A 24,688-nucleotide genomic window follows, 5' to 3' on the forward strand; every position below is an offset into this window, starting at 1 on the left:
TTCTAATCACCTCGTAGAAAAGTGTTCCTGAAGGATTGCCATGACTGAACTTGTTTTTTCAGAAGCTGTCCCGCAACTCCTGGCTGAGCATCTTACTCATCTAAGTGAAGGAAGCGGTATCAGTCTCGATGTTATCAAAGAAAGAGGATACCGGAGCATACTCGGTAAAAACGAGCTTGCCAAAGCGGGGTTTATCTCGTCTCAGCAGAGAACTGCCGGTATCCTCATTCCCCTGTGGGGAGTTGATGGAGGGCAAGTAGGCTGCCAGTATCGCCCGGATAACCCCCGTTCGGACTCAAGGCAGCGACCGGTGAAATACGAGTCTCCGGTAGGTTCCTCCAATCACCTGGATTGTCCACCTCGCTGCAAACAGATGCTCGGCGACCCAAAGACGCCATTATGGATAACTGAAGGCTCCAAGAAAGCTGACGCCCTGGCTACACATGGAGCCTGCGTAATTTCGCTCACCGGTGTCTGGGGCTTCAAGGGCAAGAATGAGTTCGGTGCTATTACTATACTTTCGGACTGGGACCGCATTGCCATCAAAGACAGGCTAGTCTATCTCGCTTTCGACTCTGACATTGTTTCCAAGGAGATGGTACGAAAAGCCCTCGAACACCTGGGCGAACATCTCAACCGCAAAGGCGCCACTATCCTGGTCGTTTATCTTCCTCAAGAAGGTAACCAGAAAGTCGGCATCGATGACTATTTGCTTAAACATACACTGGAAGAAGCCCGGAAACTGGCGACTGATTTCAAGATTGATGATACCGCGAGCAGAGAGCGATTTGTCCCGGGCTTTGTCCTGCATGACGGCACCGTAGGTGAGATGGTAGTCAGCAATGAGGATGAGCGTGCCTTTATCATCGTGGTCAACGGCTCGGTGCGCAAGGTCTTTCGTTACGAGACACCCAAGGCTATATATCTTCCCACCGACGATCCCCTGGTAACCGAGGTGGTCCACTTCGCCACGACAGCCACCCCTTATGATTCACAAGCGCGTTTGTTTGAAGAGATACGGAGTTTTGTTCACAAGTATCTCGAACTGCCGGCTGACTTCGAGGAAATCTCTTCTCTCTACGTGCTTCTTACCTGGGTTTATGAATTTGCTCCCTCTATACCTTACCTCCGGGTAATAGGCGATTGGGGTACCGGTAAGACACGGTTTCTACAGGTGGTAGGCAGCATCTGCTTTCGACCGACATTTGCTTCTGGAGCGACCACGCCGGCGCCGATATTCCGAATATTAGAGCAGTTCCGAGGGACACTGGTTTTAGATGAGGCGGACTTCAAAGACTCGTCGTCCTGGATGGAAATGGTCAAACTCTTAAACAATGGCTACCGCCCCGGTATGCCGGTGCTCCGGGCAGATAAAGAAAATGGCAAATGGTTCCCGCGGGCATACCAGGTATTTGGCCCGAAACTTATCGCCACCCGTTTCCCTTTCAAAGACGAGGCGTTGGAAAGCAGATGTTTGACTTCGGAGATGATGTCGCTGACGCGGGATGATATTCCCAGAGTATTACCACCCTCTTTTGATAAAGAGATAGATGACCTGCGAGCGAAACTATTGACCTTCCGGCTGGCAAACCTGATTAAGCTAAAGGGTAAAACCTTCGGCAATGACCTGCTGGAACCCAATCTCCAACCCCGGTTACAGGAGATACTCATACCGCTCAAAGCGATGCTTAATGGCGACCGCTCCATGGTCGAAGCAATCACCGGCTTCGTTCACCGTCTCCAGGATAGTCTCTTTATAAGAAGAAGGGAGAGCGCCCCGGGTAGAGTATTGGCGGCGCTGATGGAGCTTCATGAAGAAGGCAAAGAGCTGACATCTGAAAACGTGGCCAGGAAAGCCAATGAAACGGACGATGAAGTTGAGCAGCTCAGTGCTGAAAAAGTTGGCAGAATGACGAAGCGATTGGGCTTTGCCAAAGAGCGGACCGGAAAGTCACGGCAGCGCCTTATCTGCTGGGATGAGTCAAGAGTTACCAAACTAATAGGGTCCTACGGGTTGCAGATGGCTCTTCCATTATCCCAGGAAAAACCGTCCGAACCGTCCTTACTGTCCGCATTAGCTACAAAACAGGCGGACAGTAGTAAAGAGGGCTCCGTATACCGTCCGCCATACTGTCCGCCAAAAACTGAAGCTGACTCAAGCGTGGGGGCGGACAGTAGAACAGAGCGGACAGTAACTGACGATAAATTAACAAAGGAGGCAAGTGGCGGTGAGTAAAAAGAAAAAGAGGACGCTCTATGAATGTGCTCACGCACGGGTGAGAAACGAAAGAATTTGCTGTGATAAAGAATACCCTTTATCACAGGTGTGCGCAGACGGCAGCCTGGATATCCAGCACCTCGCGGAAGGAAAACCGTTAGCGCCAAAGATTTGCCAGCAATGCATCAGCTTCGACCGGATTGGACCGCCCATACCTGAAGAGGAAAGGGGCTGGCTCAAGGTAAAGGAGGCAGTAAAACATGACCGGAATCATCGGCAAGCTTTACGAGAAGTTATGGCGTAAGGTGGGCGGAAAGCCCTGGACGGAGATAGTTCGGGAAGACCAGAAGGCTTCACCCCTGGTGTACCTACTCATCTTTCTGGGACTGGGAATTCTGGTGGCCAGACTAGCTGGTAAAAACTGGTGGCAGATACTGGTCGGGTTTTTACTCGGCATAATTTGCGGACATTTCTGGTGGTAAAGCCGTGGAAGATCAAGTAAAGAAAGCACAAAAGAGGATGACAGAAGCAACAGCAGAAATGATGTCAGGGTGGTTAAGCCAAATGTTGCAAGGTATGTGTAACGACCCGGTATTGGGAGAGCTTTGGTCGGCCATGAAGATGGAAAGTCAATCTACCCATCATGCCGGCATTGATTCCTACCAGGTACTCGGATTAGACAAAGCTGTTGCCGATGATCAGGTTAAGAAACGGTACCGGGAGCTAGTAGTTAGGCTGCATCCCGATACTGCTGGAGTAAAGGGAACCGAGTTTCTCTTCCAGCTCGTAACGGCAGCTTATCAGCAAATCTCAAAAGAAAGGGGGTGGCGATGATGAAAGACGGCGATATGGAGCTAATTACCGAGATCGCAAAGTTTGAGGCATCGGTGGATATGGAGAAAGAGTACCGGATCGGCTGGTCGTGGCGCCACGTTCGTATCTGGCCAGCGACACTGAGCAGGTTATTCAAAGATGGTTATCTGGATAATGTCTTTCGCTCTAACTCCTTTACCGGCTACAAGCTTACTGAGAAAGCAAAGGCCATTCTTCTAGCGAACCAACAAGAAGCTTCTACTGAATCTCATTCAGAATCACCGTTAAATCCCGGTGATGACCTCTTTACGGACATTATAGGGCATGAAGACGTCAAGGTTTTGCTTAAAGCAATTCTTCTGTCAGAAAAGCCGGTGCACGTCATGTTAACCGGACCGCCTGCCCTAGCCAAGACATTGTTCCTCTGGGACATCGAGCAAACCTTTGGCGAACAAGCAATCTGGCTGGTCGGCTCGGCTACTTCCAAGGCAGGACTTTGGGATCTGGTAGCCGAGAGAGAACCGAAGATACTACTGATTGACGAGATGGACAAGATGAATGCCGTCGATATGGCAGCTCTGCTCACCATGATGGAAGGCGGCAGACTGGTCAGGGCCAAGCGAGGTCGAGAGCTCGACATCAATAATCCCCTCAAGGTCATTGCTGCCAGCAACCGGCTGGAGAAGCTATCCCCTGAACTGCGGTCCCGTTTTGCTATCCGCAAGCTTAATCCCTACAGCCGCAGCGAATTCTTGACCGTGGTGAAAGGTGTATTGGTACGTAAAGAAGGCTTGTCCAACGACCTAGCAGAAGAGATTGCCAGGAAACTCGACGGTCGGAGTCAGGATGTCCGGGACGCTACCCGCATAGCCCGGTTGGCACCGCAGGTCGGTGTGGATAAAGCAATCAGCCTCTTACTGGGAGGTGAAACAGGTACAAGTTCAGACTAGACCGGTGACCGGTCGGGAGACAAATTAGCTACGATTTTAAGGATGGCAAGCGTGGTAAAAACCAGACCATTTAGCTTCAAGTGGTCTGACCAGATGACAGCCAGCCCAGATTTGAACGATAAACCAGTGAAAACCACATTAGCTTTGGTGGTCGGAAAGGAGGATATATGGACGACCAGTTTTTAGAAGAAGTCAAAAAACGCAAAGAGCAGGGACAATCGGAAAGGCAGATGGCAACCGAGCTCGGTGTCAGCCGCAGTAAGGTCCACAATGCTTTGCAGGATCTCAAGCTAACTGATACCGGCACTTCCCTAGTACCGGAAGACAAGCTGCGGGTAATTATCCGGGAAGAGCTGGAACGGGTCCGTAACGGAGAGGAAGAAGAGGCAAAAACCAGCAGCGAGTTCCCCATCATCCGCAAGATGGGCGGTGGCATGGAGATGATTGCGCCGGAAGCTGTGCTTAAGCACTACATGGGAGGCACTCCCGAAGGTGAGGTTGAGCTCAGGGCTATTATGAAATTCCGGGCGGCCATGCTAATGGTGATGGATTTGGTGAATATCCAGAAGGGTTCGGCTGAGGCTGACGCCAGGCGTATGGAGCCTATTTTGCGGCTGATGAAAGAGACACGCGAAGAGCAGGATGCGGCGGCAGCCAGGGCAAAGGCTTCCAGTGAGGAAATCGCAGAACGAACCGCTCAGGCAACAGCAGGCCAACTATTTGGAGCAATCTCTCAAAGCAATACCCAGGTAAATAGCACTCTTGCCCAAATCAAGCAAATGGTGGGGGGACAGTCGAATGACCCCTTCAGCCAGGTTGTAAGCATGCTCCAGTCCATGCAGCAGATGTCACAGATGTTCGGGATGCCATTACCCGGCATGATGCCGGGAGCGATGCCGGCAGGTGGACAGCCAGGCATTCAACCGCCGTCAGATCCACCGCCGATTGAAAAACACACAGCCAAAGAATGGGAGGAAAGAAATGTTTGATTTCATGCAGATGGCTAACTCACCCCAGGCAAGGGATATGCTCTTTAAAATGATGAGCCGCCAGATGGGACAGTCTCCGCCGGACGTGAAAGAGGCGATCTCGAAAGTCGAGATTGCCATCAAAAGAAATGAGCGGGGTTTTGAGCTGCGTCTCGGCAAGAGCGAGCATCAGCAGGTCGAGAAGATGCTCCAGGAATCCACCGATAGCTGGATTGAAATGCTCAGCCGCGGCTTTCAGGCTGTAGGCTATAAGGTAAAAATCTATGAATAGCTGGTTTGCGCCCCTCCAGTGGCTGGTATTCCTGGCACTCTGGAGGATGTCCTACGAGACAGCCAATATCAATAAACCGGCCGACTCGTTAAAGAGCTTCCTGATCGAAAAGACACTGCCGGAGGAAACCGCTAACCCGAGGGAAAAAGAGTGGACGGAAAAGGCGGTTAAGAAATACGCCGAAGCTCAGGGAAAGAAATGGCAGCACTGGAACGAGGCCATGTTCGAGAGGTCGGATTGATGCCGCTCATGGTGGAAAGGAAGCTTTTCAAGATCGGCGAAGGTGGCTTTGCTGTCACCCTTCCGAAAGCTTGGATAAACTACCACCGACTTAAACCCGGCGATACGGTCGAGGTCGTAGTAGATGGCGACCTTATTATCCGGGTCAAGGTGAAGACGGAAGAGAAGCTTATATAAGCGTTTATAGACTTGAAAGTCGCAGGGAGACGCGGTACGCTCTTAATGAAGCCCTGCGAGCTTGCCGGTGAAAGTCGGCTCGCAGGGCTTGCTTTATTACCGGCAGCTTCGGGGCTTAAAAAAAGGGGTTAGCAACCTGGACCGGAAGGGTTCAAGGCTAACCCCTTTTTCCTTTTCAGCCAGGTTGCACCCCGCCATTACCCGGCCGCGACCGGGTACGAACGAAAGAGGAGGTGCCCACATGGGTAAGTACGCAAGCTGGAACGAATTCGAGAAAAACGTCCCTATCACCTACAAGGAGAAGGCCACTCCCGAGGCTTTCCGCACCGGGATGAACGGCATTGCGCCGACCGGACTGAAGGTCAAAGAGGGGCGGGTAAATCACTACCGCGATGGCGTGGATGGTAAGGGCGAAGTCGTGGTCGCCGGCTACAAGCGCGCTATGTTCGAGTAGCGCTTTTACCGCTTGATGCCTATCCAAACGAGGGCACTGCCCTTATCGGTTTTACCGCTGTCGCGGTAGCGGTAAAGCTGATGGACCGGATGAGCATCGAGCCTGAAGATTTAGTTTTAGGAGGAGAATATGTTCACAGCACAGCAACTGACCGGGCCGGTAGCACCGGGGCAAATGAGCCCGATGCAGGTCAGCGGTCCGGGCGCCTACTATCCCACACAAACCACTACTGACCCCTTCTCAGGCATGTTCACCAGTATGATGCCGATGATCATGATGATCATGATGTTTGCCATTCTTATGCCCATGATGAAGGGCATGACGGCATCAGCCAAGGACTAACCCCGTAAATATATTATTTTGAGAATTTTAGGAGGTAATCAACAATGTATAAGGCACAGCAGATCGCCGGTCAGCAAATTCGACCCCAGCAGTACCAGTACGGCACGGTCAGTGGTTATTATCCCCTTCAGACCACCGACCCGATTTCGGGAATGTTCACCAGCATGATGCCCATGATCATGATGATCATGATGATGGCCATTCTTATGCCCATGATGAAGGGCGTCACCGGCTCCAGCAAGTCCTAGTGGAGGTGTAATTACATTAAGGAGGTTAATCCATGAAAAACAAAATTGTTCCACAGCAATATGCAGGACAGCGGCCTCCGAAGGGTTGGGTGCCTCCCCTGGGACAGGAATTAACCCTCCTGGGAGTCTATGATAATGACTCAGGCTACTGGATGGGATTGCCGCTCCAGGTTTTGCGGGAAGCGCTGCTGACCGCTGAATCTCTGCATACCGAAGACCGCATTGACGAGCGGGATAAAATCGAGGCCACAGTTCCTAACGCTTCGGCGCAAGATACTGTTAAAACCAAAGAGTTCGAGGTGCCTGCCGGTGAGGTCTGGTATCTCAACCGTCTCAACCTGATAACCGAAGCTGAGATTTCCGGCAATGTCCGCGTCTCCCGATTCCCCAAGGTCGATACAGTGGAAAAGAAGTACCTGGGGACCGACCTGGCGGCCAGCCAGAATGAAGATTATGATCTGGCAAGTCCCGGTCAACTCGGTGCTGATTTGAGGCTCCTCGGGGGCGATAAACTCACCGTAATCGCCACTGTAACCGCCGTGGGCGGTACAACCGCCGACCGCAAAGTTACCCTGAATATTTACGGCCGGAAAGCCAGGAGACTGGTATAGCGGCATAAGGAGGTAATCCTATGCCCTATACCATGACACCACCGGGATATAGGGCTGTCTTAATCGGACAAGCCGTTGCTATCGAGGAACTGGGCACCTTCGCCCCGCTTGAAGAAAGTTCGGCTGAAGGTGCTCTTTTCTTAATGAGGCTCGACTTTACCGAGTCTCCGTCTGCAGAAGTACTGTCTCAGCTTGAACAGGCGTGCTTTGACGCGGGAGTCGAATTGTGGCCGGGTTATAGCCATATTGTCTTTGCCGATGTAGATCAGCCCACAGTTTATCTAGCCTGGCAAAAAGGATTTGCCTGGCTGCCGATCATTATCGGGCTTCTGGTTACCACCGTTTTGCCGCCCTTGTTGGGTTCGCTGGTTTGGTGGCTCATGCCGGAGTCTTTAAAGAACCTGATCAGCGGCATCATCAATATGGGAATCATGCTTTTGGTCATGCTTCTTATCAGCAAGCTTATGCCCTCGTTCACCCAGGATAAAGAGAAGGTGCGGAAAGTAAAACAATCAGAACCGGAGAAATTGGAGGAGGCGAAGGCATGAGTCAGTATCCCATCGAAAATCAAAATTATTCCCCTTACCAGTACCAGGCTTTGCAGTGGCAGGGCGTTGTGGGCACGCTGATGGGTGTGGTCATGTTGATAGCTATGGGCGCCTGGGCTCTATCTCTGGTAAAGAAGGCGTTCAAAGGCGAGGAGGTGAAGTTCCCGCTATGACGACACAGGTAAGCGTCATGTCTGGCTCTTTGGGCGACATCTTCTGGGACCTGCCGCCGTGGATGACCTACACGCCCGGGTTCGACCTGGGTTGCAGTATTTACGTGGCTAATCCCACTGGCGTGGAAAAGGAATATGCCCTGATGGCCAGGTTAAATCGGGAAAGCACCTTGATTAGCGAAGAAGCTTTGCCGGTATTCGGTTATGCCTGGTTCAAGGTCGCTCCCGGCGATTTTGTCCGGCTCCGAGGCGCTCTACGGTTCAATGAAAGCGATGCCGACCTCACAGTGCTTCTGGTAGAGCGAGAGACAGAAGAGGTCACTGACTCCGCGGCTACACGGCTGGTGGCGCCGCAAGGGTCGAGCGCTTTGCCACCGACGTGGCCCGGGTCCACCAGTACTACAGATACCGGCTTCAACTGGAACTCACTACTGGCCATGATGCTGCCGATGATGATGCTGGGTATGGTCGTGGTGTCCGCCAAGCCTCAGCAAGAGAAAGTAGAAGCGAAAGCCACGGCGGGAACCCAGAAGTTACTGCCAGAAGGGAGGAATCGGTAATGCCTGGAGAGTTTTATGTTGAAAATAAAGCGGAAAAGGTCAGTCTTGAGACAGTAGAGTCTAGTCTTGCTGGGCTCAACACTAAGGCAGATGCCATCAAAGTGCGGACCGATAACCTGGCTGGGGAAAACCCCTGGCAGGGAGCCACAACAGCCGACTGGCAAACCGTCGAGGCTAATGTCATCAGTATTGGCGCTGCCGGTATTAGGAATAAGATACACGACCTAACTCTAAGCGTTCATAACCTGGTGGGCACACAAATCAGGGTGAGGTTCTATAAGAAAGTAAACGGTATCGAGCGGAAGGTCTATGACCAGTCTTTTGATGCTACTTCTGATCCGCTAGGACTGCCGGTTATCAATGGTACCTGGGCGATTCACGATGTGCTGAGAGTGACCTTGCAGAGCAATAACGCCACGGATAACGGGAAAGCCGTGGATTACGACTATATGCTGGAAAAGATGCTGTCTTAGGCAGGAAGGTAATAAACATGAGTTTGCTAAGTAAAGGAGCCAATCGACTTTCACAGCTTGAGATAGATGTCAGCAAGGACTGGGCTGGTCGATTAATCAAGAACCTTGGAGACGCCGTTGACAGTAACGATGCTGTGAAAAAAGCACAGGCAATCCTGCAATCGGTCATGACCGGCAGAGGCGATATCCTGTATCGCGGCGATAGCGAGGCGGTCAGGTTAGCTCCGAGCTACGGTGTCGGCTACAACTTTCTTCATATGAAAAACAGCGGCCAGTTCGAACCAGAATGGCTGGATATACAAAGCTTGATTATCTACCTGACCGGGGCAGTAAACCGGGTGATAGTCCCACCGTCATTAATTATCCTGGCGCCGGCGTTATCGATGGGTATCGCCGAGGATCATTCCGGAGGTGGCTTTACGGATTCTCGCAGTCTGTATATACCCGGGCCTGGGATCACGCTTAATACGACAGAAGAGCATTCTGGTGGTGGGCAGGAGACTACTCCGGTCTTAACCATGCCGGTGGCCACAATCGGCGTAACGGCTCAGCTGGTTTAAGTAGAGGGAAAGAGATATGGAGATATTGCGCGAACCTAAAGAACGAAAATATCAGCAACTGAGAAGACTGGGGCAAGAGCTCAAGATTCCCACCTTTGAAGCTTTCCTTGAACTTGAAGTCAGGGATGGAAGTGGACGGATAACACATCACCACCGGCAGCGAAGTCATAGCTGGGTGAGAAATGCCTACAACCAGCTCTTCTGCCAGATGGCGGCCAAGGATTCAAACGATGCTACTTTCGGACCGGGAAAGCTTAGTGGTAAGCAAACCAGCGGAACGGTACGTGGAGTCGCCTATCCCTTCGGCTATGGTGAAAGCAACTCGGTGGACGGAACCAGCTATGGCCTTCGTGCTGCCGCCGGTGTCGATACCAAGGGTATCCAGGTAGGCTCGGGCACGAATGCGGAGAGCTTTGAAGACTATACCCTGCAGACCCAGATTGCCAACGGGACCGGTGCCGGGCAGATTAGCTATATTGCCAGTGAGTTGCACTCGATAAGCTACGATGCAGGGACCAAAGTCCTCAGGGATATCCTTATTCGCTACTTCAACAACAATAGTGGCGGCAACGTAAATGTAAACGAAGTCGGCATCGTCGCTTACCTCCAGGGACAGTACAACCAGAACTACATGATGTCCCGCGATAAGTTGCCTGCCACCATTACTGTGCCAACTACTGGGCAGCTGCGGGTGACTTATACCATTCAGCTCACTTACCCGGCTTAAAGGAGAACGAGATGAGATATTCAATAATCGCGAAGGGAATAACCCCAACCCAGGCAGAGGCGGAGATCCGTAAACTGGGCATAACCGATTTCAAACCTGCCAGGCTGTTGGGGCAGTTCTTCTGCGAGCTTAGCGAAGAAAAAATCAGAGCTCTATCAGCCGTCTCAGGTATTGTCTTAAAGCCTATAAAAGACTATAAAGCCGAGCAGGTGCTGAGTGAAGTGGCACCGGTTGAGAGCCTTTCGGATGTATTTTATTTACTACGCTCTTACTTCAATCCGCCGCTAACTGGGACTGGTCTTACCGTAGCTGTGTTAGACAGCGGTGTCAGAAAAACCCATCAGTCTCTAAGAAGCAAAGTCGTCTACGAGGCTAATTTTACAGATTCGCCAACTGCCGATGATGTCTTCGGACATGGGACGCAGGTTGCCTTCATCATTGCCGGCGGTATGCATGCCATAGGTGAGAAAGCCGGTGTCTCTCCAAGCGCTTCCATCATGAATATCAAGGTAATCAATGACGATGGCATTGGCAGTGATGAAGGTATCGTCATGGGAATTGAGCGTGTTTGCGGGTTGGCCGAGCAAGCGAGAAAGAACGGGCTCTGGATAACCGATGATTTATATCCCAACATCATTAATCTCAGCTTGGGAGGTGAGGACGACGGTGATGCAGACAATCCGGTGAGAGCAGCCTGCCGCAAGGCTAGCACTGAATACGGTTTGGATGTTATTGCCGCTGCAGGAAACTCCGGTCCGAAAATGACTACGGTTATGCTCCCAGCCTGTGACCCAGAAGTCATCGCAGTCGGTGCAGTGGAAACCAACGGCGAATTGGCTATTTGGGAAAAATCATCCCGCGGACCAACGGTACAGGGTGAGACCAAACCCGATTTTGTTATCTGGGGCACTGACCTTGAAATGGCGAGTCATCAAAAAGACGACGAGTATCTTGTGAAGTCGGGCACCAGTTTTGCCGCTCCCATGCTGTCTGGGCTGGCCGGTCTACTTTGGGAGAGTGGAAGGCGGGCATACGGAGAAGCCTGGGTATTCAGCTGGCGAGAGGCCAAGAAACTGGCTCCCTATTTTTCAACCAAGCCGCAGGATGCTCCAGTCAATAAAGATAACGTCTATGGCTTCGGGCTTCCGGCGATGGGCTCGATGCTGGGACAGGTATCTCAAACCGATTCAACGGCGCAACAGAGTACAGAAGTATTTCCCATGTTCATGATGATGGCTATGATGGCGAGCATGGTAGGAGTGTAAATGATGGCAGACAGCGAATTAGTAAAATCCCTGGTTGCCCTGGGCGGCGTACCGCTAATCCTGGGACTGGTCCAGCTTTTCAAACCCTTTGTCTCAGATACCAGATACTATCCTTTATTGGCGGTTGCTATGGGATTGGTGATTAACCTGGTCGCCAGCTGGGCGCTCGGCGTCAGCGCCATGTCGGACTGGGTAGCCGCATTATTCAATGGCATCATCGCCGGTATGGCAGCCAGCGGACTCTATTCTACTGGCTCCACGCTGCAGGAAGGATCGTTAGCAGATAAGAAGAATCGCTCAAACGGGGGAGAACTTGATGAAACTAAGTAGAAACCTGGCCATAGGACTGGAAACCGTGGGTTGCTGTATCACGGTTGCCGGGGTCGTTACAGAGTGGGCTACGGGGGCTGACTACGGCTATTGCATTATCACGGGCGGAGCGCTGGTGGTTAGTTTCGGTAGCATGATATTCGCCAAGGTCGTCAAACGCAACTGGGACGATGGAGATAAGGGTTAAGGAGTAGCAATGAGCTTATTGCTTAAGGGAGTCGCCAGACTTTCCCAGCTTGAAATAGACACCGATAAAGACTGGCAGGCAAAGGGAATGGTCAATCTTAAGAGCGTTGCCGGATCAATGAATCACGGCGATATTGCCTTTCGTGGGAACGACATCCTCGAAAGGCTGCTGGCGGATGCCGGTAAGGGGTATAACTTCTTGAGAAGTCGCGGACCCGGGCTATCGCCGGTCTGGCAGGATATTGAGAGTCTGGTGCAGTATCTGACTGGTTCAGCCAACCGGGCGCTTGCATTTGACCTGTCCATGCCAATGCCAGCAATGAGCATCGCTCATATAACTGGTCCGGGCGGTGGGGGTTCTTCCTCTCCAGTCCTTGGCATTCCAGCTCCGGTATTTAATAGGGAAGTCTTGGCGACTATGGTAAATCCTGTCGGCGGGGCAGTATCCCATAACGATGACGTCGGCGACAGCGATGAGACCGCCCAGGCAAATGATGATACGGGAAACGATATAACGCTTCTCCCGGCCGATGGCTCTATCAATGATTACTGTGCCATGGGACATTCTGGGCTTTTTGATGCAATCGCTGTCCTGGTTGGACAGGCAGGCGCTAATTACACCCTTGCCTATGAGTATTCCAGGGGCGCCGGGACATGGGGAACACTGACAATTAAACACAACAGTACCAGCGATTGGAAAACGGCGGGAAAGGGCTGGCTCACTTTCGTTCGCCCTTCAGACTGGGCAACTGATACACTCGCCGGATTAACCCTCTACTGGATAAGGGCGCGGGCCTCTAGTATTAGCGGTGGTTTTATCCAGCCTTTAGGTACCCGGGCATGGATATTGGTTTACGCGTAGGAGATTACGATGACTGAAATGTTTTTAGAAACCGAATACGAAGAAATGAGGAAGCTGGCCAAGAAGCTTCATATTCTGCTTCCGGAGGCTTTCTGGGAGTTCGAGGTCCGGGATAAGCGAAATCGGATCACTTTTCACTCGAAGCAAAGAAGCCATAGCTGGGTGAGAAACGCTTATAACCTGATGGTCTGCCAGGCTGCGGCGGTACCAGGTGATTCAGCGGTTGGGTTAGCAATTGTTGATACTGGCGGATCCACTAGGTCAGATACCACCACACAACCTGCTTCTGGTTTATCCAGTGGCGGCGCCAGTAATTCGAGCATTTACGTGAACCTGACTAACGGTATTTATGCTGGTGCCGGGATTGACACTTTTGGAATCGTTGTTGGGACCAGTAGTAACCCGGAAAGCCTCGAAAGTTATGCCTTAGGGGCGAAGATAGCCAGCGGAAATCTAGCCGGCCAGCTTTCTTATAGCGCTACTGATCCACCTGCCATATCTACGGTCGGAACTACCAAGACCGTTGCCTGGGTGAGGTATTTCAACAATAACAGCGGCGGGGCAATCGTTGTGAACGAAGCAGGAGTGTATACAAAGGGAACTTACGACAACTCTTCGGCTACTTTCATGATGTGCCGCGATTTGCTGGCGGGTGGCGTCAATGTCCCGAATACAGGTCAGTTGAAAGTAACGTACACACTGCAGCTTACTTACCCGGCTTAGGAGGAAATTCCGTGGCACAGTACGCCGATATTATCGAGATAGTAGCTCCCAGCGAGGCGACTTCGGGCAACCGGGTGGATATAACTGTCCGGGTAAAAAACACTTACTCAGGAGTGATATCTATTATGGTCGGGGGCGCACTGGAATATGGCGTTTCTCCGTGGCCAGGCATTGATGTTCCAGAGAACTGGGCGAATGTGGATGGCGGTGCGGTCCATTCATTCAGCGGGTCCTTCGTGATGCCGGATGCCCGGGTGATTATCCATGCCTATAGCTACTGGTATGGCGCCGACGGCTACTGGCATTTCGATGACGAGATGACGAAAACCATCAACCTGTCGGCGCTGACCCCCCAGGTGAGCGAGTTTAAGATAGCAGACTTCTACAAAGTGTAAGGAGGCACACCATGAAATTGAAAACACTGTCTATAGAGCTCGGAGAGTTTAAGGCTCTCCAAGAAAGTGCTCAGGGACAAATGCCGGAGCCGTCCGCGGCTGGCTGGTATATTGACCCGCGTACCGGGGAACGTGTTTTTTATGACCCGGATAGCCACAAGTTCTATACCCTGGCGGGCGGCATCTATATCCCCTTGGGCTATATGAATCCGGCCCCGAAGCAGGTAACTTTGGCCCCGGGGGAAAAGCTCAGGATAAACATGTCCTTCAAGTATTCGGGACCGGCAATCAGCAGCGCCATCTGTTATTACTCCATCGGAGTCTATGGATTATTCGGCTTTGATGAGAAGATGGTGGGGCAGAACTCGAAGAGCCTTCCCCAGTATACGACGCCGACCCAGGTAACTGACTCATATACGTTCACTCTGCCCACGAATGTGGGCAATGACTGGGACGACATCTACTGCAAGATATACGGCGGCTCACCGGGTGTTCCTCAAACCCTGTTTGGTTATGAGCAAGCCCTGCTAATTGTGGGCAAAGACCCGACCATCAGTGAGTTCATGATTGCAGATTTTGCCAAGGTGTAGGAGTAGAGCATGGCACTTGAAATAGTCTTTACACCGATGGCGCTTGAGCCGGGAACGTTCAACGTAGGGGATAAGGTCCGGGTGACCGTCTCCTTCAAGTACGTCATCGGTGTGAACACCACCGTAAAGCTGCTGGCTGGTCCTTATTACACAAACCTCTTCGGCAAGCACATGGTTAGCGCGTGCGTGGGACAGGCTGATGTCCAGCTGCCGGCCTCTTCCACACCGGCTGATGGAACCGCCACGGTGGATTTCATACTCATTGCTAAATCCCTGGGTGGCATTGAGAATGGTACCTATGGCTTAAGGGTCTGGATTGAGGATACCAGTGCTATTGCGGAGCAGGATAACGTCATCATCGTCTCCGGTAATACCAGCGGTGGGGATATGTTTTCGTCAATGATGCCGATGGTAATGATGTTGATGATGATGGGAATGATAATGCCGATGACTCAGCAAATGGGTGAGGGAGTCGAGGAATAGTGAAAGCCTACCTGGAACCGGAGGAGGTTGAAAGGCTTGAGCAGTCAGCGGAATACCTGCGAGATAGGCTGCTAATCCGTTTGCTCTTTCATCTTGGTTGCCGTGTCTCCGAGGCTTTGGGGATCAAGGTAAGCGACATCGACTTCAAACAGGGCTTGGTAACCATCCAGCACCTGAAGCAGCGAATTAAGCTCTCTTGCCCGAAATGCAGCGCCAGGTTGGGGAAAGGACACAAGTTTTGCCCGGTTTGTGGGCAGAAGGTGGAGAAAGCGGTTGCCGATGAAAAAGAGCATCGCAAGTTCCGCAATATACCTTTGGATACAGACACCTTGGGAATGCTGAAGGAATATATTAAGCGCGGCGGCGCCAGTTCCAAGAAAGGGAATCAACAGCTCTTTGATTTAACCCGCCACCGGGCCTGGCAGATAGTGAAAGAATGCGCCGAAAAAGCCAGACTACCTCGCTTGATTAACCCGGAAAGCGGCAAGATACACAACGTCAGCCCTCATAAACTGCGTGACGCTTTCGCGGTGCACGCAGTTAAATTGGATGACTCGGGAGACGGTATCAGGCTGCTTCAAGAACACCTGGGGCATCAGAGTATCACCACTACCATGAAGTACCGCAAGGTATCGGGTGAGGAGCAGAAAGAATGGTACGAAAAGCTGTGGCAAGGAGGTAAACAGGATGGGTAAATATGCCAGTCACGAAGAATTCGGGATTAACGCCCCGATAAACTACCGGGAAGATACCACCAGTGAGTCTTTCCTCAAAGGTATGTCCGCTGTATGTCCCCCTGGTATGAAGCCAAAGGTTTCCCGCGGTAAAAAATTCGAGGAGAAAACAGATTTTAAGGCTTCCGCCCGGTGGCACAAGAATTTTGATGTGGCGATGTTTGGCGGATCGGACATCGGAACATCGGATTACGAGTCCAGGCAAATGAGCTTGGAAGGAAAAATTAACGGCGTAAAGAGAATGCCCGGGAGGCACTAATGGCAGGGCAGGTCAAAATAACGATTGGAGATAAAGAATGGCAGGCTTCCCTGTCCAGCACGTATTGGGAGCTAGTACAGGGGCTTGGTGGCATTTCAGGAATAGATGTCGGTACCGGTATGCTTTTCGACTTGGGCTTTGCACAGGAGATAACCGTTACCACCGAACCAATGCTTTTCCCGCTGGATATTGCTTTCCTCTCTGAGGACCTGGGGGTCACCGAGATTTACCGTAGTATTCAGCCCGGATACCAAGTGCATTCAACTGTGCCTGGTCGGTATTTTATTGAGGTTAATGCCGGTGAGATGGAGGGGATTGAAGTTGGTAGTCAGGTCACGCTGGAGATATTGGTTCTTCAGGAAGTACCAGCAGAGCCAACCTGGGTCCCCGCCATGATTTCCTTTGCGGGATTTACTTTAATGGGGTTCTTGATGGTAGGCGTGGTTAAAGATATGGTCCGTGATATGTCAGACGACTCACCGAAAACACTTCCGGCAGGTAGTTATGCGGCTACCCCCGTTTACAACCGAGTGAGTAAGCCGACTTCCAAGGGTGAATGTGACTTTTGCGCCACTTCAGGCCGTCAATGTGAAGTGTGCGAGAAGATCTCACCGCGGGATTATCACCTGCTTAGCTGGTTTGGTGCTCCGGTGCCGGATTACAGTTTTACCGTAGAGCCCGAAACGAAAGAGCGAAAGATAGATGATGTCCTGAAAAGGCTGAAAGAAGGTGTTGACGGCATCCAGCAGAGCGAAAACTTCCGAACATTCCTGCTTACCATGTCCAAGTTTCACGATTACAGTATCGGTAATCTGATACTCATCATGCTGCAGAAACCAGAAGCCACCCGTGTCGCTGGTTTTAGCACCTGGAAAGATTTGTATCGGTGGGTTAAGAAAGGCGAAAAGGGAATTGCTATTCTGGCTCCATGTATGCCGCCAAAGGGGAAAAAGTCCGAGCTCTCAGAAACTGGAATCAGTGGTGCAGAGGAGGAAGAGAAGGACGAGCAAACAGAGATCCGCCCTATCTATTTCAAAGTTGTCTATGTCTTCGATGTTAGTCAAACGGAAGGGAAACCCTTGCCCGAGGTTGAAGTGCCGTCTCTTACCGGTGAGGCGAATGGAGAGCTATTTGAGCAGGTTATGCACCTGGCAGAATCGCAAGGGCTTGAAGTCAGTTTTGAGTCAAAGCCAAACCAGGATCCGGATATTAAAGGTTTCTACGTCGGGAAAACTATTTGGGTTAGACCCGAAGAATCACGCGCTCAGCAATTAAAAACACTGCTTCACGAGGTCGCTCATTATTACTCTGAAGGAGTATTCCGTATACCGCGAAGCGATGCCGAGACCATAGCTGAAAGTGTGGCTTTTACTATCGGTGCTCATTTTGGTTTTGATACCGGTGCCCGTTCGTTCCCTTATGTTGCCATCTGGTCCAAAGATAAGAAAGTCCTCGAAGCCAACCTGTCATCCATACGAAAGGTGTCAGAGAAGATATTTGATGGTCTTGAGCAAACCGCGAAGAAGATGGTAGGAGTAGCCTAGCTCATGGTAATTCGACTGATGCCGACCAGGGGTGGCTTTCTGCGGCCGTTTGGCTGCGGGTGGTTTATCCGTGAGTATCTCCTGGGCAATGGTCCGGAAGGCTCAACAAAGATCGACCCTAGCCGGGGCGCTGCTCAGGCTGACATCAACTTTGAGTATAAGGAAGCTCTAGCCCGGGCTACGGCCAGAGAGCGGGCTGAGAGAATCATTAGCAATATGGTGGTCAAGGGCGCCGATGTCACAGAAGAGGAAGCTGAAAAAATCTATCAGCGTGAGCTGAAACGAGTATCCCGGAAGTTCACGCATATGCGGTACCATTCGTTTCTGATGTACTTTGGAGTGCTAAAAAGGCTGGGATGGGTTGAAGTTACTAATCGAACCGAAGCTTCAACCATTCAGGATAACTACCCTTCGGCTCCGGAGCGGACTTACTACCGACTTACAAAAACGGGTATTGAAGCAGGGGATGAACTCTGGTCTAATCCACTCTTCACGCTATATCCGGAAATCGGCCCCAGCCACATGAAGAAGCCCGATTAGCAAAACATAACATGATAGATTCGTCCGCGTAATTTTATCTTACCCGACTCTATGATTTGGTTTTTTATCTCATCGCTCTTGTAGCATTCAAAATGGCTAGCATTGCAACACCGACATCAGCAAAGACCGCCTCCCAGATTGTCGCTACTCCGGCTACACCTAATGCAATAAAAATTCCTTTTACCGCAAATGCCATTAAAATGTTCTGCCAGACAATAGTGCGGGTCCTCTTTGCGACCTCTATTGCCTGGGGTAGTTTTGATGGAGCGTCGGTCATTATCACTACATCAGCTGTCTCAATGGCAGCGTCAGAACCGAGACCACCCATTGCGACTCCGATATCTGCACGAGCTATCACCGGAGCATCATTGACACCATCACCCACAAAGACAATTTTTCCTTTCTCCTGGGTAGTGTTTTTCATCTTCTCCAGAGCTTGTACTTTATCCTCAGGCAACAAGCCAGCATAAAAGATGTCTATACCCACCTGCTTGGCGACAGAGGCAGCCACTACCTGGCTATCCCCGGTTAGCATCGCCATTTGTTTCACGCCTAATCTGTTTAGAGAACTAATAGCTTTGGCAGCGTCTTCTTTAACTTCATCTGCGATAGTGATATAACCAGCATATTTACCACCAACGACCAGGTGAACCACGGTCCCTTCGACGCAACAGTCATTATCGTCATGCTTGATGTTCTGGCTATGGAGCAGGCGGTCGTTACCAGCCATGATAATCTGTCCGTTAACCTGCGCTCTTACGCCATTACCGGGAATTTCCTGGTAATCTCTGACTACTGAAGGGTCAACCTTTTTACCGTAGGCTTCGAGTATAGATTGGGCTATCGGATGGTTAGAGTGCACTTCTGTTTCCGCGGCCAAGCGCAGCAGTTCGTCCTGACTGAATCCATTTCGGGTAACTACATTGGTAACTTTGAACACGCCTTTGGTCAAGGTGCCCGTCTTATCGAAGACAACTGTTTTCACCGCTGTGAGAGCGTCGAGGTAGGTGGATCCTTTAATTAATATTCCTTTGCGAGAAGCTCCGCCGATGCCCCCGAAATAACCCAGTGGAATGCTGATAACAAGCGCACAAGGGCAGGAAATTACCAGCAAAATGAGAGCGCGGTATATCCACTCGGAAAAGGTGGCTCCAGGAATAAAGAGCGGTGGGACAACAGCTACAAGAAGAGCACCGAATACAACCACAGGTGTGTAGTATCTGGTAAAGGTGGTGATGAACTTCTCCGTGGGCGCTTTCCTTGCTGCCGCGTTCTCTACAAGCTCTAATATTCGGGCTATCGACGATTCACTAAATCGTTTAGTCACCTTGATGGTGATCATGCCGGTCTTGCTTATCATTCCGGCCAGTACCTGCTCGCCGGATTTTGCGCTTCTGGGGACAGACTCACCAGTAAGCGCTGAAGTATCCAGTAGTGTCTGACCGTCGATAATTTCCCCATCCAAAGGTATCTTCTCACCGGGTTTTACGATAATGATATCGCCCACCTTCACCTGGTCGGGAGATACTTTTTCCAGCCCTGTATCCGTCTTTAAGTTAGCATAATCAGGCCGCACGTCGAGTAGTGTTCTTACCGACCGGCGAGAACGGCTTACAGAGAGCTCTTGAACAAATTCACCCGTCTTGTAGAATAACATCACGGCAACCGCTTCAGGAAGTTGGTGAATAGCAATGGCACCTACCGTGGCTACAGTCATCAAGAAATTTTCATCAAAAACATTTCCATGTGTAAGGTTGCGCAAAGCAGTCCACACCACCCGCCAGCCAACCAGGAAATACGCACTCAATAACACGGCATACTCAGCCCAACTATATGGCGTGCTATGGAGTGCATTATTAAAAACCATTCCAAGAATAAAAAGAAGCAGAGCACTACCGATGAAAGTTAACTCTTTTGGTATGTTAAACTCCTCTTCGGCGCATCTAGAGCAATAACCGGATATGCCATGTTCGCAAGTTTTTACTTGTTCGTTGACTACAGGTTTAGTGGTCATTAATCCTTCCTCTTTCTGTATTCCCCTGCATCACTTACCCACGAAACAACCTATACTTAATAATCCTGTTCGATACTCAACCTATAAATCAGTAAAAAAGATGGAACATGCTAAGAATGCCTTGTGTGTTCCAGGCATATTTCTAAAAGTTGCCGGATGTGATCGTCGTTCAGTGAGTAGTACATCATCCGGCCTTGCTTTCGTTGCTTAACCAGACGGAGCGTTCGCAGTATTCGAAGGTGCTGGGATATGGCCGATTCAGAAATCCCAACGACACAAGCGATATCACATACACAGAGTTCCTGATTCAGCAAGGAATGCAGGATTTTGGCCCGGTTGGAATCCGCTAAAGCTCCAAAGGTCTCAGCCAGCACGGTAAATGCCTCATCGGGTGGTAGTCCCTTTTTCGCCTTTAACACTTTTTCTTCGTCAACCGCCCATACCTCGCACTTGTCTTCAGCCTTTACCATCATAGTGCACCCCTTAACATCTGCGTAGTTGCTAATATATTATTGCATCTTTTTAACATGCACGTCAATCTTAATGAACTTGGTCCCGTCTACCGTTCAATACTAACTATTGATGTCACATTTTGGGTAAATGGGACTCTAGGAGACTCCCTTCAGAGCCATAGATCATTTTTTACAATATAATTATCAAGATAGCCATTATAACGAGAATTGCAGCACTAATCTTCGGTACGTATTTTTCAAATCGTGCGAGTTTAGGCTGGAACATTTTATAAATTTTTACGCCAAGAATAGTTACTACCATAAGCCCTATCAAAACTGATACTGCGTAGGACATCATTAGTACCCATGCATTAAGCCCACTTGCTACTAAAGCGAGTAAGGCAATTTCTTCCTCATGAGCAAAACCAAGAATAAAAGCAAACGAAGCTAATCCTAAGAGACTCAGTACAACTACTGGTCCATGCTTATGATTATGGGTATGCGGAGCTTGTCCCGGGTGCTCATGTTCGTGTTCATGTTCTATTTCTCGTGCATCCGGATGAGTATGACCGTGCTGGTTTTTAAGATCGTCGAACTTTTCCATGTATAACCTGACAGCTAAAATTAATAACAAACCTGCAGCGACATACTTTAACCACGGTGCGTCAAAATTTAACCACTTTTGTAGCAAAACATATGCGACAACGACCGCTATCGACGATACCAGATGACCTAGTCCAATGACCAATGAACTGACAGTTGCACTAAAGATAGGATTCTTTCTTTTCATCGCGTATAGTACAGCAACTGGCCAGCCATGTCCTGGCTCAAAGCCATGTAAGAGACCCAATAATATCACTCCAATGTATGTTGGATTAAACATTTTTCCGCCTTACTCACATTACATATTTACCAAGTGCTTCTTTTAAACTATTCCATTCCTTTTCCGGAGCGTTTGCCTTGGTTGCTTGGTACAGACAGGATTCCATGTGATCTTCAAGGACTAACCTGGAGGCTTTAGTAATCGCTGACTTAACAGCTGCTAATTGAATCAGTATCTCAGGACAGGGTCGCTCTTCCTCAAGCATAGCTTTGATAGCACGAATATGCCCCTCAATTCTTGAAAGACGGTTAATAACAGATCTCGTTTGCTTGTGGGTGTGTGTCTTACTCATAATATCCCCCCTAGGGGGATATTATTGCATAAAAAGCTTGATTATTCAATTGCTCTTGCTTCTGGGGAGAGGGACGGTTATATAGCTAGTTCTTGAAATTTTACCTTATGTATTTTTGTTGGAAAATGAAGCTAATCACACACAAAACACGAAGCACTTTAACAACAGAATACGGAGTTAAAAAGCCCTGACTTGAACGCTTGCCCGAATGAAAAGGGGGTTTAAGCGTGGTAACTACTTTATGCTGTCCACAAGACGAGAACCCCCTATCCTATGACCGACTTAACGGCGAATGGGCACAATGGTTTCGCACCGCCCAAAGGTTTGAACACAAAGTGCCTGCACAGGATAGGGGGGACATCAGACATAGTATCATACTGGAATTAGCAATGGCGAGGGCTAGAGACGGCGATAAGCCATTCAGTGAAGCGATGATGTGCCGTGTCGCAAGCTGTGTGGTCGCTCTCTACTGGCGGAAGCAATACAGGCTCACTAATGGGCTTGATTGCGGAAGCTGTAGCCAGAAGCAAAGGCAAAAATGCCGGTCAGAGGACTTATACCGTCAGTGCCAAAAGGCTATCAAAATAGAAAGCCTGTCAAAGCCGATAACTGATAGTGAAGGGAACGTAACCGAGCTTGGGGATACGATAGCCGATGACAAGGCGATTGATATTGGAGCTTGGCTTGACGCCCGAACTTTCCTTCTCAGTTGCCCGAACAGGCTAATCCAGATAGCTCACAAGATGAGGAACGGCGATACTCTGGGCAAGACGGATAGACAATACCTCTGGAGATTTAGAAAACGGGAGCAAAATACTTTACTGGCAATGTAGACGTTGGACACCTTCTTACCAATATATATAGTGGGAGCACCGATAATGCCAGCGAATTGCGGGTTATCGGTAGCTTACTACTAGACGAAGCCGATAGCCTTGCCCACTGTCGGATAGTCAATAGGGGGTGTTCAAATAGAACAATTGAATATTGAGGGCAAGCGTTCAGGTGAGGGCTTTTGTGCTCACAAGGCGATACTGGTAAACGCTCTATCAAGGGCATTAGCCGAAAGGGTAGTGCTTATGGATTTCACGATAGGGCGTAAAGGCTTTCTTACCTACATTAAGTCATTAGGCGGGAGTAACGTTGTAAAAGTCGTTCCCTCGTCTAACGGCGATGCCAGCGGGTTGCGGGTTGCCGATAAAAGACTGAAGGTGGTCTGTGGAGCAAATACCAGTTACCTTGACGATATGGCTTGGGTGGGTGATAAGACACCCTTGACGCTCTGCGATGTCAGGGTAAGCCCTTCCAATGCCGTCAAGCCTAACCTCGGAGCACTGGAGCTATCGGAAGCACTGTCAAGGGTAGTGCCGTTTACCGCTAAAGAGGATAACAGACCTGTTTTACAATGTGTTCTCTTTAAGGTGGCAGACGGCAAGCTCACGATGGTAAGCGCCGATGGTTACAGACTTGCGATGGTGAAGCTGGACTTTGACGGTGATGAGGGGCAAGTCCTGATAAATCGGGATGAGCTAAGGGGTGTAATCAGTGCCCTGCGAAGGGCATACAGGGTGAGGGTGGGCTTTGAGAAAAGCGGGGAAAGCCTTGACGGAATGAGCCTTGTTCTGGACACGGAGCTAATCCGCTACAAATGGCGGGGGGCTGATGGAAACTTTCCCGAATACGAGAAGCTCATACCCGCCGACTTCAACACCTTTGTTAGCTTTGATACTAACGAGGCAATCAGAGCGGTAAGCTCACTCAAAGTCCTGTCCGACAGCAAGGCATACCCGATAGACCTCACAATCGGCAATGGCAAGCTCACGATGTCCAGTCCCGATGATAAGGGAACGGCAGAGATACCCGCCGATACACAGGGCGAAGGCAAGATAAGACTGGATGGCAGTTACCTTGCTGACGCCTTAAGAGCTTGTGGCGGGATGGTAGAGCTTAAACTGGTCAATAGCCAGTCTCCAATGCTCTTTACCTCTCCCGACTATGAGCTTGTGGTAATGCCGATGTTTGCGGGTGAAAGCCAGAAGCCGAAAGGTGAGACATCCGCCGCCGAGCCAGTCAAGGTAGAAACCGAACCCGCCGAGAACACCGAGACTACCGAGCCAGAAGCCGAGATGGTAAGCGAAGCCGAGAAAGCCAATGCGGTAGCCGAAGCCGAAGCCGTTATCAAAGCCGAGAAGCCGAAGCGGAAGCGAAGCAAGGCAAAAGAACCAGTCGCCGTAGCATAAGCCAAAACTGAACGCTTGAACTCAGAAAACAGCCAACGCAGGAAAGCGGGGGAGACCCCGCTTTTTTGCTTTTTTAGGGGTATTCGTTTCCCCAATGCGTGGGAACGGATACCCCTTTTTTTGTGGCTGAAAGGGCGGGGAGCACCGATGCCCGATGGCAGAGGCAGACCTTGATAGACGTAAGTCCTCGATGGCAGGGACAGCACCGGAGGTTGCGTACTTTTTGGAAGTCCCCAGGGACAGTTGCACAGTACGAGCCACAACCAAAGAGAGTAGGTACTCCCAGATATTTATTCGTAATTCAGAAAGAAAGGAGGAAGCCGACTATGGCGGATACGGACACTATCTTTGTCCTCAGCAAAGTGGATGTCATTGATTGCGCCAGAGAGATAGGTATCCCTGAAGAAGCGATAACCGATGACATTCTTGCCCAGGTAAAGAAGGGCGTGGAATGGGGATTGGAGTGCTGGTCAGATGTCGTCAAGGAAGCCATCAATATGGCTCTCAAGAGTTAGAACAAACCAACACATTCTTGCAGGGGTAAC

37 protein-coding genes are annotated in these 24,688 nt (G+C 50.3%); 33 read left to right on the forward strand and 4 right to left on the reverse strand.

The annotated features are described in order from the left end of the window. The first annotated feature begins 40 nt into the window (after positions 1–40). The 30 genes from X794_RS03205 to X794_RS03350 all read left to right on the forward strand — a co-directional run bounded on the left by X794_RS03205 (position 41) and on the right by X794_RS03350 (position 18,265). Positions 41–2,236 carry a DUF3854 domain-containing protein gene (locus X794_RS03205; RefSeq protein ID WP_041344477.1) on the forward strand — a complete coding sequence of 732 codons (2,196 nt, stop codon included), beginning with the start codon at positions 41–43 and terminating at the stop codon, positions 2,234–2,236. Positions 2,237–2,478: 242 nt separating this feature from the next. Beyond that, positions 2,479–2,700, forward strand: coding sequence for a hypothetical protein (locus tag X794_RS03210; protein WP_041344479.1), 222 nt, complete (start codon positions 2,479–2,481; stop codon positions 2,698–2,700). Between the two features lie 4 nt (positions 2,701–2,704). Then, positions 2,705–3,052, forward strand: a complete 348-nt coding sequence (locus tag X794_RS03215) for a J domain-containing protein (protein ID WP_238569785.1) — start codon at positions 2,705–2,707, stop codon at positions 3,050–3,052. Beyond that, positions 3,049–3,981: an ATP-binding protein gene (locus tag X794_RS03220; protein WP_238569786.1), complete on the forward strand. Its 933-nt coding sequence runs from the start codon at positions 3,049–3,051 to the stop codon at positions 3,979–3,981. The genes X794_RS03215 and X794_RS03220 overlap by 4 nt, the downstream gene beginning before the upstream one ends. Positions 3,982–4,148: 167 nt before the next feature. After that, positions 4,149–4,970, forward strand: coding sequence for a hypothetical protein (locus X794_RS03225; RefSeq protein WP_041344482.1), 822 nt, complete (start codon positions 4,149–4,151; stop codon positions 4,968–4,970). Next, a complete protein-coding gene (locus X794_RS03230; protein ID WP_015407497.1) occupies positions 4,963–5,241 on the forward strand; it encodes a hypothetical protein in 279 nt (92 codons plus the stop codon). Before X794_RS03225 ends, X794_RS03230 begins: the two co-directional genes overlap by 8 nt. Further along, positions 5,234–5,482 (forward strand): hypothetical protein, encoded by a 249-nt coding sequence (locus X794_RS03235; RefSeq protein WP_041344483.1) that lies wholly within the window; start codon positions 5,234–5,236, stop codon positions 5,480–5,482. Before X794_RS03230 ends, X794_RS03235 begins: the two co-directional genes overlap by 8 nt. Next, the gene (locus tag X794_RS03240; RefSeq protein WP_041344484.1) at positions 5,482–5,658 is read left to right on the forward strand and encodes an AbrB/MazE/SpoVT family DNA-binding domain-containing protein; all 177 of its coding nucleotides are present in this window, start codon (positions 5,482–5,484) and stop codon (positions 5,656–5,658) included. Before X794_RS03235 ends, X794_RS03240 begins: the two co-directional genes overlap by 1 nt. Before the next feature lie 241 nt (positions 5,659–5,899). Next, the gene (locus X794_RS03245) at positions 5,900–6,112 is read left to right on the forward strand and encodes a hypothetical protein (RefSeq protein WP_012984042.1); all 213 of its coding nucleotides are present in this window, start codon (positions 5,900–5,902) and stop codon (positions 6,110–6,112) included. Positions 6,113–6,241: 129 nt separating this feature from the next. After that, positions 6,242–6,454 (forward strand): hypothetical protein, encoded by a 213-nt coding sequence (locus X794_RS03250; RefSeq protein ID WP_012984041.1) that lies wholly within the window; start codon positions 6,242–6,244, stop codon positions 6,452–6,454. A gap of 44 nt (positions 6,455–6,498) precedes the next feature. Beyond that, the gene (locus X794_RS03255; RefSeq protein WP_012984040.1) at positions 6,499–6,702 is read left to right on the forward strand and encodes a hypothetical protein; all 204 of its coding nucleotides are present in this window, start codon (positions 6,499–6,501) and stop codon (positions 6,700–6,702) included. A 32-nt stretch (positions 6,703–6,734) separates the two neighbouring features. Then, positions 6,735–7,313 carry a hypothetical protein gene (locus X794_RS03260; RefSeq protein WP_041344486.1) on the forward strand — a complete coding sequence of 193 codons (579 nt, stop codon included), beginning with the start codon at positions 6,735–6,737 and terminating at the stop codon, positions 7,311–7,313. Between the two features lie 20 nt (positions 7,314–7,333). Next, a complete protein-coding gene (locus tag X794_RS03265; RefSeq protein WP_041344488.1) occupies positions 7,334–7,861 on the forward strand; it encodes a hypothetical protein in 528 nt (175 codons plus the stop codon). Then, positions 7,858–8,034, forward strand: a complete 177-nt coding sequence (locus X794_RS03270; protein ID WP_041344490.1) for a hypothetical protein — start codon at positions 7,858–7,860, stop codon at positions 8,032–8,034. The genes X794_RS03265 and X794_RS03270 overlap by 4 nt, the downstream gene beginning before the upstream one ends. Next, positions 8,031–8,594, forward strand: a complete 564-nt coding sequence (locus X794_RS03275; RefSeq protein ID WP_041344491.1) for a hypothetical protein — start codon at positions 8,031–8,033, stop codon at positions 8,592–8,594. Before X794_RS03270 ends, X794_RS03275 begins: the two co-directional genes overlap by 4 nt. Then, positions 8,594–9,067 (forward strand): hypothetical protein, encoded by a 474-nt coding sequence (locus X794_RS03280; RefSeq protein ID WP_041344492.1) that lies wholly within the window; start codon positions 8,594–8,596, stop codon positions 9,065–9,067. Before X794_RS03275 ends, X794_RS03280 begins: the two co-directional genes overlap by 1 nt. A 17-nt stretch (positions 9,068–9,084) precedes the next feature. Then, positions 9,085–9,627, forward strand: coding sequence for a hypothetical protein (locus X794_RS03285; RefSeq protein WP_052471053.1), 543 nt, complete (start codon positions 9,085–9,087; stop codon positions 9,625–9,627). 16 nt (positions 9,628–9,643) lie between these two features. Continuing rightward, positions 9,644–10,354 carry a hypothetical protein gene (locus tag X794_RS03290; RefSeq protein ID WP_041344494.1) on the forward strand — a complete coding sequence of 237 codons (711 nt, stop codon included), beginning with the start codon at positions 9,644–9,646 and terminating at the stop codon, positions 10,352–10,354. An 11-nt stretch (positions 10,355–10,365) separates the two neighbouring features. Continuing rightward, positions 10,366–11,619: a S8 family serine peptidase gene (locus X794_RS03295; protein WP_041344496.1), complete on the forward strand. Its 1,254-nt coding sequence runs from the start codon at positions 10,366–10,368 to the stop codon at positions 11,617–11,619. Continuing rightward, positions 11,620–11,949: a hypothetical protein gene (locus tag X794_RS03300; RefSeq protein WP_238569787.1), complete on the forward strand. Its 330-nt coding sequence runs from the start codon at positions 11,620–11,622 to the stop codon at positions 11,947–11,949. It begins immediately after the preceding gene. Next, entirely contained in the window at positions 11,936–12,136 is a 201-nt protein-coding gene (locus X794_RS03305) for a hypothetical protein (RefSeq protein WP_012984030.1), read from the forward strand. The genes X794_RS03300 and X794_RS03305 overlap by 14 nt, the downstream gene beginning before the upstream one ends. A gap of 9 nt (positions 12,137–12,145) precedes the next feature. Further along, positions 12,146–12,997, forward strand: coding sequence for a hypothetical protein (locus tag X794_RS03310; protein WP_041344498.1), 852 nt, complete (start codon positions 12,146–12,148; stop codon positions 12,995–12,997). A 9-nt stretch (positions 12,998–13,006) separates the two neighbouring features. After that, positions 13,007–13,720 carry a hypothetical protein gene (locus X794_RS03315; RefSeq protein ID WP_041344500.1) on the forward strand — a complete coding sequence of 238 codons (714 nt, stop codon included), beginning with the start codon at positions 13,007–13,009 and terminating at the stop codon, positions 13,718–13,720. Positions 13,721–13,731: 11 nt separating this feature from the next. Beyond that, a complete protein-coding gene (locus tag X794_RS03320; RefSeq protein ID WP_041344502.1) occupies positions 13,732–14,115 on the forward strand; it encodes a hypothetical protein in 384 nt (127 codons plus the stop codon). An 11-nt stretch (positions 14,116–14,126) separates the two neighbouring features. After that, the gene (locus tag X794_RS03325; protein ID WP_012984026.1) at positions 14,127–14,705 is read left to right on the forward strand and encodes a hypothetical protein; all 579 of its coding nucleotides are present in this window, start codon (positions 14,127–14,129) and stop codon (positions 14,703–14,705) included. Between the two features lie 9 nt (positions 14,706–14,714). Further along, positions 14,715–15,188: a hypothetical protein gene (locus X794_RS03330; protein WP_041344504.1), complete on the forward strand. Its 474-nt coding sequence runs from the start codon at positions 14,715–14,717 to the stop codon at positions 15,186–15,188. Continuing rightward, positions 15,188–15,883: a tyrosine-type recombinase/integrase gene (locus X794_RS03335; RefSeq protein WP_041344505.1), complete on the forward strand. Its 696-nt coding sequence runs from the start codon at positions 15,188–15,190 to the stop codon at positions 15,881–15,883. The genes X794_RS03330 and X794_RS03335 overlap by 1 nt, the downstream gene beginning before the upstream one ends. After that, positions 15,876–16,181 carry a hypothetical protein gene (locus tag X794_RS03340; RefSeq protein WP_041344507.1) on the forward strand — a complete coding sequence of 102 codons (306 nt, stop codon included), beginning with the start codon at positions 15,876–15,878 and terminating at the stop codon, positions 16,179–16,181. The genes X794_RS03335 and X794_RS03340 overlap by 8 nt, the downstream gene beginning before the upstream one ends. Next, complete coding sequence (locus X794_RS03345; RefSeq protein ID WP_041344508.1) at positions 16,181–17,725, forward strand: ArdC-like ssDNA-binding domain-containing protein; 1,545 nt, start codon at positions 16,181–16,183, stop codon at positions 17,723–17,725. The genes X794_RS03340 and X794_RS03345 overlap by 1 nt, the downstream gene beginning before the upstream one ends. A gap of 3 nt (positions 17,726–17,728) precedes the next feature. Continuing rightward, positions 17,729–18,265, forward strand: a complete 537-nt coding sequence (locus X794_RS03350) for a hypothetical protein (protein ID WP_041344510.1) — start codon at positions 17,729–17,731, stop codon at positions 18,263–18,265. Between the two features lie 64 nt (positions 18,266–18,329). Here the strand turns inward: X794_RS03350 and X794_RS03355 are convergent, their stop codons facing one another. The 4 genes from X794_RS03355 to X794_RS03370 all read right to left on the reverse strand — a co-directional run bounded on the left by X794_RS03355 (position 18,330) and on the right by X794_RS03370 (position 21,906). Further along, complete coding sequence (locus tag X794_RS03355; RefSeq protein WP_080768718.1) at positions 18,330–20,279, reverse strand: heavy metal translocating P-type ATPase; 1,950 nt, start codon at positions 20,277–20,279, stop codon at positions 18,330–18,332. 110 nt (positions 20,280–20,389) lie between these two features. Then, on the reverse strand, positions 20,390–20,752 hold the full coding sequence (locus tag X794_RS03360) for an ArsR/SmtB family transcription factor (protein WP_041344512.1): 363 nt from the start codon (positions 20,750–20,752) through the stop codon (positions 20,390–20,392). 169 nt (positions 20,753–20,921) lie between these two features. Beyond that, complete coding sequence (locus X794_RS03365) at positions 20,922–21,614, reverse strand: hypothetical protein (RefSeq protein ID WP_041344514.1); 693 nt, start codon at positions 21,612–21,614, stop codon at positions 20,922–20,924. 13 nt (positions 21,615–21,627) lie between these two features. Next, entirely contained in the window at positions 21,628–21,906 is a 279-nt protein-coding gene (locus X794_RS03370; protein WP_041344515.1) for a metal-sensing transcriptional repressor, read from the reverse strand. A gap of 389 nt (positions 21,907–22,295) precedes the next feature. On the opposite strand from X794_RS03370, the gene X794_RS03375 reads away from it, so the two are divergent. The 3 genes from X794_RS03375 to X794_RS03385 all read left to right on the forward strand — a co-directional run bounded on the left by X794_RS03375 (position 22,296) and on the right by X794_RS03385 (position 24,658). Further along, a complete protein-coding gene (locus tag X794_RS03375; RefSeq protein WP_238569788.1) occupies positions 22,296–22,739 on the forward strand; it encodes a hypothetical protein in 444 nt (147 codons plus the stop codon). A gap of 144 nt (positions 22,740–22,883) precedes the next feature. Beyond that, positions 22,884–24,143: a DNA polymerase III subunit beta gene (locus tag X794_RS03380; protein ID WP_041344516.1), complete on the forward strand. Its 1,260-nt coding sequence runs from the start codon at positions 22,884–22,886 to the stop codon at positions 24,141–24,143. 326 nt (positions 24,144–24,469) lie between these two features. Further along, a complete protein-coding gene (locus X794_RS03385; RefSeq protein ID WP_041344518.1) occupies positions 24,470–24,658 on the forward strand; it encodes a hypothetical protein in 189 nt (62 codons plus the stop codon). Positions 24,659–24,688 lie beyond the last annotated feature (30 nt).

Origin of the sequence: Dehalococcoides mccartyi CG5, from assembly GCF_000830885.1 — a bacterium.
In the GTDB taxonomy this organism is placed as follows: Bacteria; Chloroflexota; Dehalococcoidia; order Dehalococcoidales; family Dehalococcoidaceae; genus Dehalococcoides; species Dehalococcoides mccartyi_B.